This window comes from Bradyrhizobium sp. Ai1a-2, from assembly GCF_000426245.1.
In the GTDB taxonomy this organism is placed as follows: Bacteria; Pseudomonadota; Alphaproteobacteria; order Rhizobiales; family Xanthobacteraceae; genus Bradyrhizobium.
On the sequence record NZ_AUEZ01000028.1, the window covers coordinates 40,228 to 57,661 of the forward strand.

General features: G+C 66.0%; 11 protein-coding genes. 7 read left to right on the plus strand and 4 right to left on the minus strand.

All coding sequences use genetic code 11. The features are described from left to right. Window positions 1-187 precede the first annotated feature (187 nt). From K288_RS0118900 to trxA, 7 genes are all read left to right on the plus strand, one after another. The gene (locus K288_RS0118900; protein ID WP_027580976.1) at window positions 188-2,707 is read left to right on the plus strand and encodes a PAS domain-containing sensor histidine kinase; all 2,520 of its coding nucleotides are present in this window, start codon (window positions 188-190) and stop codon (window positions 2,705-2,707) included. After that, window positions 2,704-4,227, plus strand: a complete 1,524-nt coding sequence (gene tsaE / locus K288_RS0118905; RefSeq protein WP_027580977.1) for a tRNA (adenosine(37)-N6)-threonylcarbamoyltransferase complex ATPase subunit type 1 TsaE — start codon at window positions 2,704-2,706, stop codon at window positions 4,225-4,227. The genes K288_RS0118900 and tsaE overlap by 4 nt, the downstream gene beginning before the upstream one ends. An 82-nt stretch (window positions 4,228-4,309) precedes the next feature. Further along, window positions 4,310-4,630, plus strand: coding sequence for a PilZ domain-containing protein (locus tag K288_RS0118910; RefSeq protein WP_043160206.1), 321 nt, complete (start codon window positions 4,310-4,312; stop codon window positions 4,628-4,630). 135 nt (window positions 4,631-4,765) lie between these two features. Beyond that, the gene (locus K288_RS0118915) at window positions 4,766-5,488 is read left to right on the plus strand and encodes a nucleotidyltransferase family protein (RefSeq protein WP_027580979.1); all 723 of its coding nucleotides are present in this window, start codon (window positions 4,766-4,768) and stop codon (window positions 5,486-5,488) included. Window positions 5,489-5,682: 194 nt separating this feature from the next. Further along, window positions 5,683-8,829: a double-strand break repair protein AddB gene (gene addB / locus K288_RS0118920; RefSeq protein ID WP_027580980.1), complete on the plus strand. Its 3,147-nt coding sequence runs from the start codon at window positions 5,683-5,685 to the stop codon at window positions 8,827-8,829. Then, window positions 8,823-12,347 (plus strand): double-strand break repair helicase AddA, encoded by a 3,525-nt coding sequence (gene addA / locus K288_RS0118925; protein WP_027580981.1) that lies wholly within the window; start codon window positions 8,823-8,825, stop codon window positions 12,345-12,347. Before addB ends, addA begins: the two co-directional genes overlap by 7 nt. Window positions 12,348-12,412: 65 nt before the next feature. Next, window positions 12,413-12,733, plus strand: a complete 321-nt coding sequence (gene trxA, locus K288_RS0118930) for a thioredoxin (RefSeq protein ID WP_027580982.1) — start codon at window positions 12,413-12,415, stop codon at window positions 12,731-12,733. Between the two features lie 174 nt (window positions 12,734-12,907). Here the strand turns inward: trxA and K288_RS0118935 are convergent, their stop codons facing one another. From K288_RS0118935 to trpB, 4 genes are all read right to left on the minus strand, one after another. Beyond that, entirely contained in the window at window positions 12,908-14,251 is a 1,344-nt protein-coding gene (locus K288_RS0118935) for a folylpolyglutamate synthase/dihydrofolate synthase family protein (RefSeq protein ID WP_027580983.1), read from the minus strand. Then, window positions 14,248-15,189, minus strand: a complete 942-nt coding sequence (accD, locus tag K288_RS0118940; protein ID WP_027580984.1) for an acetyl-CoA carboxylase, carboxyltransferase subunit beta — start codon at window positions 15,187-15,189, stop codon at window positions 14,248-14,250. Before accD ends, K288_RS0118935 begins: the two co-directional genes overlap by 4 nt. 100 nt (window positions 15,190-15,289) lie before the next feature. Next, on the minus strand, window positions 15,290-16,126 hold the full coding sequence (gene trpA, locus K288_RS0118945) for a tryptophan synthase subunit alpha (protein WP_027580985.1): 837 nt from the start codon (window positions 16,124-16,126) through the stop codon (window positions 15,290-15,292). Continuing rightward, window positions 16,123-17,340: a tryptophan synthase subunit beta gene (trpB, locus tag K288_RS0118950; RefSeq protein ID WP_027580986.1), complete on the minus strand. Its 1,218-nt coding sequence runs from the start codon at window positions 17,338-17,340 to the stop codon at window positions 16,123-16,125. The genes trpA and trpB overlap by 4 nt, the downstream gene beginning before the upstream one ends. Window positions 17,341-17,434: the final 94 nt, after the last annotated feature.

Genomic DNA, 17,434 nt, shown 5'->3' on the forward strand with positions numbered 1-17,434 from the left:
TTAAGCCATTCGAATACGGATAAAATTTGCGCTGGCGCAGGAATTGAGCCCCGCATTTTTCACAGCGTGTCTTGCGTTCACGATCTGGACTCTTACTCGCTGAGTCAGCTTGAGGATATGCTTCCTCGATTCGTGTGCGCGGCGGGGGTCTAACGCCGGGCAAAAGTCGTGCGTTCTGGGGCAAATTATGTCGGGCGTGGTCGCCGCAATGCGTCGAAGCCTGCTATCGTGCACCTCACTGGCGCGCGACGGCATGATTGGGCTCGCCGCCATGCTGGCGCTGCCCATAGCATCGGCGCGCGCCGGCGGCTGGCTGTTCGAGCCGGCGATCTCGACGTGGTTCGACCTCGATCACCAGGAATTCGTCCTGTTCACCGCCCCGCTGGCATTGCTCGGTTTTTCCGTGGTCGCAGCAATCCTGCTGATGCGCACGCGCGCACGCGCGATGCGGAGCGAACGACATCTGCGCGCCGAGATCGCCAATCTGCGGGCCCAATCCGATCGCCTGCGCGCGCTGCTGTTTGCCGAGCCGCAGGTCCTGATTTCCTGGGCGGCCGGCGACAACCGCCCCGAAATCAGCGGCGACATCGCATTGCTGACCTCGCAGGAGGCGACGCAGAACTCGTCCCAGCGCGTGCTGGCATTCGGAACCTGGCTGCCACCGGAACCGGCGCTGCAGATGGATCACGCCGTCGACGCGCTGCGCGAGGCCGGGCAGGGCTTCCTGCTCAACCTCACTACATCGAACGGCCGCGCGATCGAGGCGATGGGGCGCGCCATCGGCGGCCAGGCGATCGTGCGGATGCGCGAGCTTGGCGGCTTGCGTCGCGAACTGGCCGAAGCCAATCTGCGCTACAAGATGCTGCAGGAGGAGACCGAGCTGCTGCGCGATTTCGCCGCCGCCGCACCCTGGCCGATCTGGGCCAAGAATGCGCAGGACGATCTGCGCTATGCCAATACGGCCTATCTGCGCGCGACCGAAGGCGCGAGCATCGCGGATGCGATCAGCCGCCACCTCGAGCTCCTCGAGAACGACCAGCGGATCGAGATGGCCAAGGCGCTGCACGAATATGCAACCTATGCTGCACGATTGCCGATCGTGGTCGGCGGCGAGCGGCGGATCTACGACGTCCAGGCGATGAAGCTTGCCGGCGGCAGCGCCGGCATCGCCATCGACGCCAGCGAAGTCGCCGCCCTTCGCGCCGCGCTCACGCGGATGGCGGAAGCGCATCGCCGCACCCTCGACCAGCTCTCTTCCGGCGTGGCCGTGTTCGACGCCGACCGGCGACTCGCCTTCTACAACGAATCCTACCGCCGCCTCTGGGACTTCGATCAGGCGTTCCTCGACTCCAATCCCGACGATTCCAGCGTCCTCGACCGGCTGCGCGCCGCGCGCAAACTGCCGGAGCAGCCGGACTTCCGCGCCTGGAAGGCCAAGCTGCACGAAGCCTATCGAGCGGTCGAACCGGAGAGCTACACCTGGTTCCTGCCGGACGGCCGCGCGGTCAGCGTCGTCACCACGCCGAACCTCGAAGGCGGCGTCACCTATCTCTTCGACAACGTCACCGAAAGCCTCGATCTGGCGCGTCGCTTCGACGGCCTGATCCGGGTCCAGCACGAGACCCTCGACAACCTGAACGAGGCGGTCGCGGTGTTCGGCAGCAACGGCCGGGTGCAGTTGTTCAACCCGGCATTCGCCAAGATGTGGAAGCTGCCGGCGGATGCATTGCGCGAGCAGCCGCATATCGAGACCGTGGAAGCGCTGTGCCGGCCGCTGTTCGACGATCCGATCGTCTGGCGGGCGCTGCGCGAGGCCATCACCGCGATCGAGAACCGGGCCCAGGTCGCGCTGAAGCTCGAGCGCAAAGACGGCAGCGTGCTCCACTGCATGACCATGCCGCTGCCCGACGGCGCGACCATGCTGACATTCCAGGACATCACCGACACCGAGAATGTCGAGCGCGCGCTGCGCGAGCGCAACGAGGCGCTGGAAGCCGCCGACCAGATGAAGGTCGACTTCGTCCACCACGTCTCCTACGAACTGCGCGCGCCGCTGACCACCATCATCGGCTTTGCGCATTTCCTCTCTGACCCTGCGACCGGACCGCTCAACACGAAGCAGACCGAATATCTCGACTACGTCACCAAATCGACCAACGCCTTGCTCGCGCTCACCAACAACATCCTCGATCTCGCCACCATCGATGCCGGCGCGATGACGCTCGAGCTCGGCTCGGTCGATATCAGCAAGACGATCGAGGCCGCCGCCGAAGGCATCCAGGACCGGCTCGCGACCGACCGCATCACGCTCAAGGTCGACATCGAACCCAATATCGGCGAATTCATCGGCGACGAACGTCGCGTGGTTCAGGTGCTCTATAACCTGCTCGCCAACGCCGTCGGTTTCTCCCCGCACGATGGGACAGTCATGATCAGCGCGCGACGCGCCGAGCACAGCGTCGTGTTCGCGGTGACCGACACCGGCCCGGGCATCGCGCCCGAGGTCAAGGACAAGGTGTTCAACTGGTTCGAGAGCCATTCCCATGGCTCGCGGCATCGCGGCGCCGGCCTCGGCCTGTCGCTGGTGCGCTCCTTCGTCGAGTTGCATGGCGGCAAGGTGCGCGTCGATTCGACGGTCGGCAAAGGCACGACCGTGATCTGCATCTTTCCGGTCGACCAGAACGCGCATCGCAACGCCGCCGAATGATTGTCACCAGCACATTCTCGGTCGCACTCGCCAATGAGGCCGCAACCGCGCATCTGATGGCCGATCTTGCGCTCTTGATCGGTCCCGGCGAAGTCATCGCGCTCTCCGGCGATCTCGGCGCCGGCAAGACTGCGGCGGCCCGGGCGCTGATCCGCTATCTCGCCACCGATGCCACGCTGGAGGTGCCGAGCCCGACCTTCACGCTGGCGCAAAGCTACGAGCTGCCGGCGTTTCCGCTTGTTCACGCCGATCTCTACCGCATCAATGATGCGAGCGAACTCGAGGAGATCGGGCTGTCGCCCTTGCCTGACGGCGCGGTGGCGCTGATCGAATGGCCCGAGCGGGCGCCACATGCCCTGCCGCTGGACCGCATCGACATCGCGTTTAGCCATCGGCCGGCACTGGGATCGACCGCACGTGCCGCCGAGATCACCGGCCACGGCAAGGCCGCCGCTGTCGTCACGCGGCTGAAGGCGCTGCGTCAATTCCTCGACAATGCCGGCTACATCGACGCGCGGCGCGAGCGCATGCCGGGCGACGCCTCCACCCGCTCCTACGCCCGGCTGTTCGACGACAATGGCAGCGTCATCCTGATGAACTCGCCGCGCCGTCCCGATGGGCCGCCGATCTATGACGGCAAGCCCTACAGCGCGGCCGTCCATCTCGCCGAGGACGTCAAGCCGTTCGTCGCCATCGACAACGGACTGCGCGACCGCGGCTTCTCGGCGCCCGCGATCCGCCACTTTGATATCGATCTGGGATTCCTGATCACCGAGGATTTCGGCAAGGAAGGCGTGGTCGAGGGCGATCCGCCGGCACCGATCACCGAGCGCTACGAGGCGGCGACGGACATGCTGGCGGCGCTACATCGCGAGAAGCTGCCGGACACGCTGCCGCTGACGCCGCAGCTCACCTACGACATCCCCGTCTTCGACGTCGACGCCTGGCTGGTCGAGTTGGGCTTGATGATCGAGTGGTATTTGCCGGATCGCGGCGTCAACCTCGCCCCGGATCTACGCAACGAATTTCTCGCGATGTGGCGAACGCTCCTGGAGAAGCCGGCCGCGGCGCCGCGGACCTGGGTACTGCGCGACTTCCACTCGCCCAACCTGATCTGGCTCGGCGAACGCACAGGAATTCTGCGGGTCGGCCTGATCGACTTCCAGGACGCCGTGCTGGGGCCCGCCACCTATGACCTCGTGTCGCTGCTCCAGGACGCGCGGATCGACGTGCCCGAATCGCTCGAACTCACGCTGCTCTCCCGCTACATCAAGGCGCGGCGGACCACGGAGGAGCATTTCGACGCGGCCAGCTTCGCCGAGCTCTACGCCATCATGTCGGCCCAGCGTAACACCCGTCTGCTGGGGACCTTTGCGCGGCTCAATGGGCGGGACGGCAAGCCGCATTATCTCAAGCACCAACCGCGGATCTGGACCTATCTTACTCGTTCACTGGCCCACCCGGCGCTGGCCGGCCTCCGCGAATGGTACGCGGCACACGTCCCGCCGCCGGTCGGCTGATTTACTGCCTGTTAGCCCGAGCCGCCCTAGTGTGACCCACGCTCCGGATACGGAGCGGTTGGGTTGAGGCTTGAGTTTGGCGATGAAAGCAGAACGGCGCCGTGGCGAGCGTGTCACCTTCGAGCGCGGCATTCCCGCGCATATGATGGGGATCGACGGCACGTGGCGGCGCGACTGCACCATGGAAGACGTTTCCGAGACCGGCGCCAAGCTGACGGTCGAGGGCTCGGTGGAAGGCCTGCACCTGAAGGAATTCTTCCTGCTGCTGTCATCGACCGGGCTTGCCTATCGCCGCTGCGAATTATCCTGGGTCAATGGCGACCAGATCGGGGTCAATTTCCTCAAGCAGAGCGACAAGAAGAAGAGGGCGGGCAAGCGTGGCTCGCAGCCCGCTGAGGCCTGAAGACTGTTGTTTTGAGACGTTTTCCGTCGCACGGCCGTCATGTCCGGCGACTATCGCGTCGACCTCATGCGCGCCCCAAATCGGCGTGATAGGATGGCGCGCGTCATGATTTGAACGGTTCGAGAGCCCGGAAGAATGTCCGTCACCCCTCATAAAGCCATGGTCCTCGCTGCCGGTCTCGGTCTGCGCATGCGGCCTTTGACCGACCATATGCCGAAGCCGCTGGTGAGCGTGGCGGGCCAGCCGCTGCTCGATCATGTCCTGGACAAGCTTGCCGCTGCCGGCGTCAGCGAGGCCGTGGTCAACGTGCACTATCTGCCGGACCAGATCATCGAGCACGTCAAGACGCGGAAGCAGCCGCGCGTGATCATCTCGGACGAGCGCGGCAAGGTGCTGGGCACCGGCGGCGCCGTCGTGAAGGCGTTGCCGCTGCTCGGGCACGAGCCGTTCTTTCATGTCAACGCCGACACGATGTGGATCGACGGCGTGCGGCCGAACCTGGCGCGGCTCGCGGAGATCTTCGATCCTGCGAAGATGGATATCCTGCTCCTGATGGCGCCGACCGCCAACAGCATCGGCTATGGCGGCCGCGGCGACTATTCCATGCTGCCGGACGGCGCGCTGCGCAAGCGGCGGGAACATCAGGTAGTGCCGTTCGTCTATGCCGGCGCCGCGATCATGTCGCCGTCGATCTTTGCGGACGCCCCCGCGGGCGAGTTCTCGCTGACCAGGCTGTTCGACCGCGCCAACGAGCAGGAACGGCTGTTCGGCCTCAGGCTCGACGGTGTCTGGATGCATGTCGGAACCCCCGACGCCGTGCAAGCCGCGGAAGAAGCGTTTTTGGAAAGCGTGGCGTAGGCTCAAGCTGACCCCAGCGGTCGTCATGCCCCGCGTAGGCGGGGCATCCAGTACGCCGCAGCCTCTCGGCTTATTCACTGGCGCCTGTGGAATACTGGATCACCCGCCTTCGCGGGTGATGACAGGTGAACGGGTGGTTCGACCGCGCGGAGATCGCACCCTATATTAACGCCTGATCCCGAATCAGGCTCCTCATGCGCGTTTTCAGCGTTCCCCTCTCCGTCCCGTTCCTGCGTACCGTCATCGCCGCCCTGGTCGACGGTCGCCTTGTCAGGGGCTTCGACGCGCGGGGTAATCCCGAAAAGCTGGCGGATGCGACGCTCTATCTGCCGACCCGGCGAGCGGGCCGGCTTGCGCGGGAGATCTTCCTCGACGTCCTGAGTACCGATGCCGTCGTGCTGCCGCGCATCGTCGCACTTGGCGACATCGACGAGGATGAACTCGCCTTCGCGGAAGAGGCGGAACAGTTCAGCGGCGCTGCGCCGCTGGAGATTCCGCCCAAGCTCGGCGAGCTCGAGCGCCGGCTGACGCTGGCGAGGCTGGTCGCCGCATGGGCCAGGAGCCCGGTGACCGCGCCGCAGGTGGTCGGCGGTCCCGCATCGACGCTGCAACTTGCCGGCGATCTGGCGCGGCTGATGGACGACATGGTGACGCGTGGTGTCGAGTGGAGCGCGCTAGACAAGCTCGTCCCCGACGGGCTCGACCAGTATTGGCAGCATTCGCTGGATTTCCTGCGGATCGCGCGCCAGGCCTGGCCGGCCCATCTCGCCGAAGTCGGCCGCATCGAACCGGCGGCGCGGCGCGACCTCCTGATCGCGGCCGAAGCCGCACGCCTGACCGCGCAGCCCGATGGCCCCGTGATCGCGGCGGGCTCGACCGGTTCGATGCCGACGACCGCCAAGTTTCTCCACGCGGTGGCCAAGCTGCCGCACGGCGCGGTCGTGCTGCCCGGGCTTGATGCCGATCTCGATGAAGAGTCCTGGGACATGATCGGCGGCATGCGCGACGCCACGGGCAAATTCACCACGCCGCCCGCGTCGAACCACCCGCAATTCGCCATGAACGCGCTGCTCGATCGCTTCGGCATCAAGCGCGACGAGGTGGAGATTCTGGGCGAGCCGGCACCATGCGGGCGCGAAATGCTGCTGTCGGAAACGATGCGGCCGTCCACCGCTACGGCGCAATGGCACGATCGTCTCGAACAGCCTGACGTCGCCAAAAAGATTTCCGCCGGCATGAATGGCATCGCGGTCATGGAGGCGCCGAATCCGGAGATGGAAGCGCTCGCCATCGCCATTGCGATGCGCGAGGCGCGGCATCTCGACAAATCAGCCGCGCTGGTGACGCCGGACCGCGCTTTGGCACGGCGGGTGATGGCGGCGCTGACGCGCTGGAATCTCGAATTCGACGATTCCGGCGGTGAAGCGCTGATGGACACGCCATCGGGCATTTTTGCCCGCCTTGGCGCGGAAGCAGCAGCCAAGGGGCTGGAGCCGCCGACGCTGCTTGCTCTGCTGAAACATCCGCTGTTTCGGCTCGGCGCTGCGCCTGGCGCCCACCGGCGCGCCACCGAAGTATTGGAGCTGGCGCTGCTGCGCGGCACGCGGCCGCAAGCCGGCAGCGAAGGCCTTGGCCGCGACTTCGAACGCTTCCGCACCGAACTCGCCAAGCTGCGCCGCGGCGAGACCTCGTCGCTGCATCCCCTGGAACAGCGGACCCGGCTCCGCGATGTCGACCTCGACCAGGCGCAGTCGCTGATATCAAGGCTAAGGGCCGCGCTTGCACCGATCGAAAGCCTCAGTGCGTCCAGGCCCTATGATTTCGCCGAGCTGGCACTGCGGCATCGCGAGGCTCTCACCGCGTTATCCTGCGATCAGCACGGCATCGCCGTCGCCTTCGAAGAGCAGGCTGGCTCCGTGCTCGTATCCGCATTCGATGATCTCGTCGGCGCAAGAAAGCTGAGCGGCGTGATGGTCCCGCTCGCCGATTATGCTGACGTCTTCCAGACCGCGTTCGCCGACCGCATGGTGCGCCGTCCGGAATCGCCGCGCGCGCAGCTGCACATCTTCGGTCAGCTCGAAGCGCGCCTGACGGAGACGGATCGCGTGATCCTCGGCAGCCTCGTGGAGGGCGTCTGGCCGCCGGCGCCGCGGATCGATCCCTGGCTGAGCCGGCCGATGCGGCACGAGCTTGGCCTCGATTTGCCGGAGCGCCGTATCGGCCTTTCCGCGCATGACTTCGCGCAACTGCTCGGCACTGATGATGTGATCCTCAGCCACTCGGCCAAGGTCGGCGGCGCGCCGGCGGTGGCCTCGCGCTTTCTGCACCGGCTCGAAGCGGTCGCAGGCGAGGTGCGCTGGAAAGCCGCGAAAGCATCGGGCGAGACATACGTTCATTACGCCGCCGAGCTCGATCGGCCGGACAAGGTCGAGCCGATCCCGCAACCCGCGCCAAAGCCGCCGCTCGCGACAAGACCGCTCAAGATGTCGGTGACGGCGATCGAGGACTGGCTGCGCGATCCCTACACGATCTACGCAAGATATATCCTCAGGCTCGACCCGCTCGATCCCGTCGACATGCCGCTGTCGGCGGCCGATCGCGGCTCGGCGATCCACGCAGCGCTCGGCGAATTCACGCAAGCCTTCGCTGCCGCGCTGCCTGACGATCCGCTTCGCGCGCTGCGCGAGATCGGCGGCAAGCATTTCGCGCCGCTGATGGAGCGGCCGGAAGCGCGGGCACTGTGGTGGCCGCGCTTCCAGCGCATCGCGGCATGGTTCGCCGAATGGGAGACCGCGCGGCGCGGCGGTATCGCGGCCATCAACGCCGAGATCCGTGGCGAGATCGGCATACCCCTCGACAATGAACGCACCTTCACGCTTTCGGCACGCGCCGACCGGATCGAGCGTGACCGCGACGGCTCGTTCGCGATCCTCGACTACAAGTCCGGCCAGCCGCCAACGGGAAAACAGGTACGCATGGGACTGTCGCCGCAGCTCACGCTGGAAGCCGCGATCCTGCGCGAGGGCGGCTTTGCGGAAATTCCCGCCGGCTCATCCGTCGGCGAGCTCACCTATGTCAGGCTCAGCGGCAACAATCCGCCGGGCGAGCAGCGGACGCTGGAATTGAAGATCAGGCCAGGCGATACGCCGCAATCGCCCGACGATGCCGCCGACCATGCGCGGCGAGAGCTGGAAAAACTGATCCGCCAGTTCGAGGACGAGAACCAGGCCTACACCTCGCTGAATCTGTCGATGTGGGCCAACCGCTACGGCACCTATGACGATCTCGCCCGCATCAAGGAATGGTCGGCGGCCGGTGGCCTGGGATTGGAGGAATGGTGAAAGCGCCCCGTCCCATTCCCGACGCCGTCCGCGCCACGCAGGCGCGTGCGTCCGATCCCAAGGCATCCGCCTTCGTGTCCGCCAATGCCGGTTCGGGCAAGACCCATGTGCTGGTACAGCGCGTGATCCGGCTGTTGCTGGAGGGTGTGCCGCCGGAAAAGATCCTCTGCATCACCTTCACCAAGGCGGCCGCGGCCAACATGGCCGAGCGGGTGTTTTCCACGCTCGGCCACTGGGTCACCCTCGACGATACCGCGCTGGACACCGCGATCCGCGAAGCCGGCATCGCTTATCCCAACGCAAACCTCCGGCGGGCAGCACGAAAGCTGTTCGCCTGCGCGCTGGAGACGCCGGGCGGGCTGAAGGTGCAGACCATCCACGCGCTGTGCACCCGCCTGCTGCAGCAATTCCCGTTCGAGGCCAATGTGCCGGCGCGGTTCGCCGTGCTCGACGAGCGCGACCAGAACGAGATGATGGAGCGCGCCAATCTCGCCGTGCTGCTGGAAGCCTCGCGCAATCCCGACAGCGCCACCGGGCGCGCGCTGATGGTGGCGATGGCAAGCGCCGCCGACGTCACCTTCAAGGACGTGGTGCGCGAGGCCTGCCTCAGCCGCGATCATTTCATGGCCTGGACCGATGCCGCGGGCAGTGCGGAAGCGGCCGCCGGGCAGATGTCGACAGCGCTTGGCGTGGCCACGAACGATTCGATCGAGGATGTCGAGCGCGAGATCCTGGATGGACCCTATCTGCCCCGCGCGCGCTGGGAGGATATTGCGCTCGTCCTCGACACCGGCAGCAAGTCGGACCAGGACCAGGCGGCGCGTTTGCGTGAGGCGCTGGTCTTCACCGGCAGCGCGCAGGTCGACGCCTATCTCGGCGTCTTCCTGACCGACACCGAGCGCACGCCCCGCAAATCGGTGGTGACGAAGAAATTCTTCGACAACAATCCCGCCATCGGGCGGCTGTTCGAAGCGGAGAGCCAGCGCATCCACCCGCTGATCGAGCGCCGCCGCGCGGTGACGATCCGCGACCGCACCGAGGCGCTGCTGCACATCGCAACTGCAGCTGCCGCGAACTACCGCCGCGAGAAACTGGAGCGCGGGCTGCTCGACTATGACGACCTCATCGACAAGACGCTGGAGATGCTCGACCGCGTCTCCTCGGGCTGGGTGCATTACAAGCTCGACCGCGGCGTCGATCATGTCCTGATCGACGAAGCCCAGGATACGAGCCCGAAGCAATGGGACATCGTCGCGCACATCATCTCCGAATTCACCTCCGGCGCCGGCGCGCGCGACGGCGTCATGCGCACCGTGTTCGCGGTCGGTGACGAGAAGCAGTCGATCTTCTCGTTCCAGGGCGCCGCCCCGCATGAATTCGATTTGCGCCGCCGCTCGTTGAAGAAAAAGTTCGAGGACGCCGGGCTGAAGTTCGATCCGGTCTCCTTCACCTATTCGTTCCGCTCGGGACCTGCGATCCTGCAATCGGTCGACCATGTGTTCCGCGAGCAGGAGATTTATCGCAGCATCCACGCGGTCGAGAACGGCTATCCGCTGCACAATGCGCTGGCCGATGCCGGGCCCAGCTCGATTGAGCTTTGGCAGCTCGCGGAAGCCGACGACAGGCAGGACATCGAAGGCTGGCGCGCGCCGTTCGACGGCGTCTCCGTCACCAGCCCGGAAGTGAAGCTGGCAAAGCGCATCCAGGCCGAGATCAGGCGGCTGGTGGAAAGCGGCACCATGACCGGCAGCCGCGGCAGCCGCCGGCCGCTCACCTATGGCGATGTCCTGGTGCTGGTGCGAAGGCGCGGCAACGCGTTCGATGCGGTGATCCAGGCACTGAAGCACGCCAATGTCCCGGTCGCCGGCGCCGACCGGTTGAAGCTCACCGAGCACATCGCGATCATCGACCTGATGAACCTCGCGGATGCGCTGCTGCTGCCGCAGGACGATCTGGCGCTCGCGGTGGCGCTGAAAAGCCCGCTGTTCGGCCTCGATGACGACGATCTGTTCAAGCTGGCCTGGGAGCGCAAGGGCTCGCTGCGTCAGGCGCTGACGCAGCATGCGGCGACCGACGAGCGCCTGACGGCTGCGCTGAAACGGCTCGAGCGATGCGAGCGATGTTTCGCCGACACGACCCCATTCGCCTTCTATGCCTGGCTGCTCGGCGGCGAAGGCGGGCGGGCGCGCATCTTGCGCCGGCTCGGCCATGAGGCCAACGACGCGCTCGACGAATTCCTCGAACTCGCGCTGGCCTATGAGCGCAAGGCACCAAGCTCGCTGCAGGGCTTTGTGGCCTGGCTGCGCGCGGCCGACACCGAGGTGAAGCGCGACATGGAGATTTCGCGCGACGAGGTGCGCGTGATGACCGTGCACGGCGCCAAGGGATTGGAGGCCTCCGTCGTGTTCCTGGTGGACACCACGACCTCGCCCTCGGATACGCAGCGGCTGCGGCTGATCCATCTGCCGCAGGGCAACAGCGCACCGCACGCACCCGGCATCGTGGTCTGGGCCGGCCGCAAGGCCGAGGATCCCGCCCCCGTCGCCAAGGCGCGCGAGGCGATGCTGGAGGAGACGGAGGACGAGTATCGCCGCCTGCTCTATGTCGCAATGACGCGCGCCGCCGATCGGCTGATCGTTGGCGGCTGCATGCCGGGCAACATGAAGAAGGTGCGGACTTCCTCCTGGTATGACCTGATCGACAAGGGCCTCGCCAATTCCGGCCTCAGCCTGCAGGAGATCGAGACCCCGGCCGGCCTGGTGAAGCGCTATTTCCGGCCCGAGGATGCCGATGCCGCGACCGGCCTCGCGGCCTCGTCGGCGCCACAGCCGATCGAGCTGCCGTCCTGGCTGCAGCGGGCCGCCCCGGCCGAATTGGCTGCCGACAGCCTGCTGCGGCCGTCCGACCCGACCGACGACAGCCGCCGCGTCCGCAGTGGTGAACAGCTCGTACAGCGCGCCCGTGCGATCCAGCGCGGCACGCTGGTGCATCGGCTGTTGCAGTCGCTGCCGGATATCGCACCCGAACGCCGACGCGGCGCGGCGCTGTCCTATCTCGAACGCAACGCCGAGGATTGGACCGAGCAGGAGCGCGGGGCGCTGGCCGAAAGCGTGCTGGCCCTGATCGCCGATCCCCGTTTCGCAGCCGTGTTCGCCGCCGGGAGCCGAGCGGAAGTCTCGATTGTCGGCCGGCTGGATCGGCCTGGGCAAGCACCGGCGCTGGTGTCCGGCCAGATCGACCGGCTGGTGGTGAGGCCGGACGAAATCCTGATCGTCGACTTCAAGACCAACCACGCCCCGCCGAAAAGTGCGGCCGAGGCGCCGCGAAGCTACGTCCGGCAGCTCGCGTTCTACCGGGCGGTGCTGCGCAAGCTCTATCCCGGACGCCCCGTCCGGGCCGCCCTGCTCTGGACCGAAAGCACTGAAATGATGGAGATTTCGGTCTCCGCGCTGGATGGGGAGCTGGCATCCCATCATGCTGGCGTGACCGAGCTTGACCCGGCAGGGGTGCGTTCATAGGTTTGTCGTACGATCCCGGCGCGACTCAAATCGCGCCTTTTTCTTCCAACCGAACGAGGTATCCCATGGCCGTTGGCAAGGTTTCTGACGCCAATTTCGAAGCCGAAGTGCTCAACGCGACCGGGCCTGTCGTGGTCGATTTCTGGGCCGAATGGTGCGGCCCCTGCCGCATGATCGCGCCCGCGCTGGACGAGATCGCGGGTTCGATGGGCGACAAGGTCAAGATCGTGAAGCTCAACGTCGACGAGAGCCCGAAGACGGCTTCCAAATATGGCGTGATGTCGATCCCGACCCTGATGATCTTCAAGGGCGGCGAGATGGCTTCGCGCCAGGTCGGCGCGGCGCCGAAGGCGAAGCTGCAGCAGTGGATTTCCGCTGCGGTCTGATCCAGTACTTTTTTTGGAATAATTTTTGACAGCGGCCGGCGGATAGCCGGCCGTTTTGTTTTATGCACGTGAACGCCGTAGCCCGGATGAAGCGTAGCGCAATCCGGGATTCTCGCCGCGGGGAGAGATTTTTCCCGGGTTACGCTGCGCTTCACCCGGGCTACGGGAGCGCCTTCACGCCGGCGGCGTGCCGTTCACGTCGAGCACATGGCCAGCGAGATAGAGCGAGCCCGTGATCAGGATGCGCGGCGGCACCTCGTAGGCGAGCTGCGAGAGCGCCTGCAACGCGGCCTCTACGCTGGCCGCGATCTCGACGCGCATGCCGAACGCGCGCGCCGCATCCGCCAGCCGGTCCGGCGGCATGGCGCCCGCGCGGCCGGGAATCTCGACCGCGATGATGTGGCGGGTCAGGCCGGCGAAATTGGCGAGAAAGCCGGATGCATCCTTGTTCGCCATCATGCCGGCGATGACGACCAGCGGACGCGACACGCGCTCCTCGAGATCGCCGACTGCGGTGGCCGCCACGCGTCCGCCTTCGGCATTGTGTCCGCCATCGAGCCAGATCTCCGATCCCGCTGGCGGCAGATTGACCAGCGCGCCCGACGCCAGCCGCTGCATCCGCGCCGGCCATTCGGCGTTGACGATGCCGGCCTCGAACGCCGCGATCCCGATCCTGAACGCGTCGACAGCACGCAGCGTCGCGATCGCGAGCCCGGCATTGTCGAACTGATGCCGACCGAACAGTTTTGGCGCCGCCAGATCCATCAGGCCGCGGTCATCCTGATAGACCAGCCGGCCGCGCTCGACCCCGACATGCCATTGCTGGCCGGCCACATGCAGAGGCGCGCGCCGGCGCGCCGCCTGCGCCTCGACGACCGACATCGCATCAGCAGATTGCTCGGCACAGACCACCGGCACGCCGCGCTTGATGATCGCCGCCTTCTCACCGGCGATCGCGGTCAGCGTGTCGCCGAGGAATTCGGTGTGATCCATGCTGATCGGCGCGATGACGGAGGCAAGCGGCGTGTCGACGACATTGGTCGAATCCAGTCTGCCGCCGAGACCGACCTCAAGCAGCGTGACGTCGGCCGCATGCGTGGCAAACAGGCAGAACGCCGCCGCGGTCTCGATCTCGAAGATCGTGATCGGCTGGCCGTCGTTGACGCGTTCGCAATGCTCGAGCACCGCGCGCAATTCGTCGTCGCTGACCAGCACGCCGCCATCGACGCGGCCAAGGCGATAGCATTCGTTCAGTCGCACCAGATAGGGCGAGGTGAAGACATGGACGCGCAGGCCGGCCGCTTCCAGGATCGCGCGCAGATAGGCGATCGTGGAGCCCTTGCCGTTGGTGCCGGCCACATGGATCACCGGCGGCAGCTTGCGCTCGGGATGACCGAGCCGTGCGAGCAGCCCGTGCATGCGATCGAGGCTGAGGTCGATCGTCTTCGGATGCAGCGCCGACAGGCGCGCAACCAATTCGCCGAGCGTCGGCGATGGTTGGGCGGCGGGTACGCTCACGCGTGGGGCGCTGCCGGCACGGTTTCCGGTGCCGTGACGATCTGGGCGGGCGTGGTCACCTCCGGCGCAGGCTTCGGGGGCACCTGCAGCGGCGGCGATTTGGTAAGCAGGCGGCACAGCCGCGCCAGCGTCGCGCGCATGTCGTGGCGATGCACGACCATATCGACCATGCCGTGGTCGCGAAGATATTCGGCGCGCTGGAATCCGTCCGGCAGTTTCTCGCGGATGGTCTGCTCGATCACGCGCGCACCGGCAAAACCGATCAGCGCGCCGGGCTCGGCGATATGCACATCGCCCAGCATCGCATAGGAGGCGGTGACGCCGCCGGTAGTCGGATTGGTCAGCACCACGATATAGGGCTGCTTGGCCTCGCGCAGCATCTGCACGCCGACGGTGGTGCGCGGCATCTGCATCAGCGACAGGATGCCTTCCTGCATCCGCGCGCCGCCCGAAGCCGCGAACACGATGAAGGGCGACTTCTTCTCGACCGCAAGCTCGAGCCCGCGCACCATCGCTTCACCGGCAGCCATGCCGAGCGAACCGCCCATGAAATCGAAATCCTGCACCGCGATCACGACGCCGGCGCCTTCGAGCTTGCCGTAACCCACCTTGATCGCGTCGTTCAGCGCGGTCTTCACCCGCGCGTCCTTGATGCGGTCGACATATTTGCGCTCGTCGCGGAACTTCAGCGGGTCAGGCGTCACGTCCGGCACCGCGACGTCGAACCAGGTCTCGTTGTCGAAGATCGACTTGAGACGCGCCACTGCGCCCATGCGCATGTGGTAGTTCGAGCCGGGTATGACGAACTGGTTGGCCTCGACGTCCTTGTAGAACACGAGCTGCCCGGAATCCGGGCACTTGATCCAAAGGTTCTCCGGCGTCTCGCGCCGCAGGATGCTGCGGATCTTCGGCCGGACGACATTGGTGAGCCAGTTCATGTTTCGCTCCAGAATGCGGTCGGTTCCGCATCTATCCACGGGTGGATATATGGCGGGCCGGGTAACCCCCGGCAAGCCGCCCTGCAACCACGATTGCAGCCTATTCGGCCGCTTGTTTGGCGCCCCGCACGCCCTGCGCCAGCGCGGCGGCAAGGTCGGCGACAGCGGTCACGGTCTTGGCGGTAGCCCGCCCCTCCGCATCGAGGCTGCCGCGCAAGGCATCAACCAGCGCGGTGCCGACCACCGCACCATTGGCGCTTTCGGCGATCGCCCGCGCGGCTTCCGGCGTGCGGATGCCGAAACCGACGCAAACCGGCAATTCGGTATGCCGCTTGATGCGCGCCACCGCTTCGCCGACCGCCCTGGCGTCCGCCGCAGCAGCACCGGTGATGCCGGTGATCGAGACATAATAGACGAAGCCCGAGGTGTTCGCGAGCACCGCCGGCAGGCGCTTGTCGTCAGTGGTCGGCGTCGCCAGCCGGATGAAATTGAGCCCGGCCTTCATCGCCGGCAGGCACAGCTCGGTGTCCTCCTCCGGCGGTAGGTCGACAATGATCAGACCATCGACGCCAGCGGTCTTGGCATCGGCGAGGAACTTGTCGACGCCGTAGATGTAGATCGGATTGTAGTAGCCCATCATCACCAGCGGCGTCGCGTCATCGTCCTTGCGGAAGCTGCGCACCATCTCGAGCGTCTTCCTGAGCGTCATGCCGCCCTTGAGCGCGCGCAAGCCGGCCGCCTGGATCGACGGACCGTCCGCCATCGGATCGGTGAAGGGCATGCCGATCTCGATGATGTCAGCACCCGCCTTCGGCAACGCCTTGAGGATGTCGAGCGACGTCGCAGGATCGGGATCGCCGGCCATCACGAAGGTGACAAAGGCGGAGCGGCCCTGCTTCGCGAGCTCGGCAAAACGTGCATCGATACGGGTGGTCACTTGTTTCGGCCCTTCAAGATGTCGCCGACCTGCGGCACGTCCTTGTCGCCGCGGCCGGAGAGGTTGACCACCATCAGGTGATCCCTGGGCCGCTTCGGCGCGAGCTCCATCACCTTGGCGATGGCATGCGCTGGCTCCAGCGCCGGAATGATGCCTTCGAGCCGCGACAGCAACTGGAAGGCTTCCAGCGCCTCTTCATCGGTCGCGGAGAGATAGTTGACGCGGCCGGTTTCGTGCAGCCAGGAATGCTCCGGCCCAATACCGGGATAGTCCAGTCCCGCCGAGATCGAGTGCGCTTCCGTGATCTGCCCGTCCTCGTCCATCAGCAGATAGGTGCGGTTGCCGTGCAGCACGCCGGGGCGGCCGCCGGCGATCGAAGCGGCATGCAATTGCGTCAGCCCATGGCCGGCGGCTTCGACGCCAAAGATCTCGACCGAGGGATCGTCGAGGAAGGGATGGAACAGACCCATCGCATTGGAGCCGCCGCCGATGCAGGCGACCAGCGAATCCGGCAGGCGGCCCTCGACCTCCTGCAATTGCTGGCGCGTTTCGATACCGATGATCGACTGGAAGTCGCGCACCATCATCGGATAGGGATGCGGGCCGGCCACCGTGCCGATGCAGTAGAACGTATTGTGCACATTGGTGACCCAATCGCGCAGCGCATCGTTCATCGCATCCTTCAACGTGCGCGCGCCCGATTGCACCGGGATCACCTTGGCGCCCAGCATCTCCATGCGGATCACGTTGGGCTGCTGCCGTGCGACGTCGACCGCGCCCATATAGACCACGCATTCGAGCCCGAACCGCGCGCACAGCGTCGCGGTGGCAACGCCGTGCTGGCCGGCGCCGGTCTCAGCGATGATGCGCTTCTTGCCCATGCGGCGCGCCAGCATGATCTGGCCGAGCACATTGTTGACCTTGTGCGAGCCGGTGTGGTTGAGCTCCTCGCGCTTGAAATAGATTTTTGCGCCGCCGAGATGCTCGGTCAGCCGCTCGGCGAAATAGAGCGGCGACGGCCGCCCGACATAGTGTTTCAGATGGCCGTCCATCTCCTTTTGGAAGGCAGGATCGGCCTTGGCCTCGGCGTAAGCCTTTTCGAGGTCGAGGATCAGCGGCATCAGCGTTTCCGCGACGAAACGTCCGCCGAAAATGCCGAAATGCCCGCGCTCGTCGGGACCGCTGCGGAAAGAGTTGGGCAGTGCTGGGCTCATCGAACCGTCAATTCTTCTGTGGCGCGCGCGGGCGCGCTGTCTCTGCTCCCTCGCCCCGCCCTTGCGGGGAGAGGGGCTCTCTCCACAAATTCGG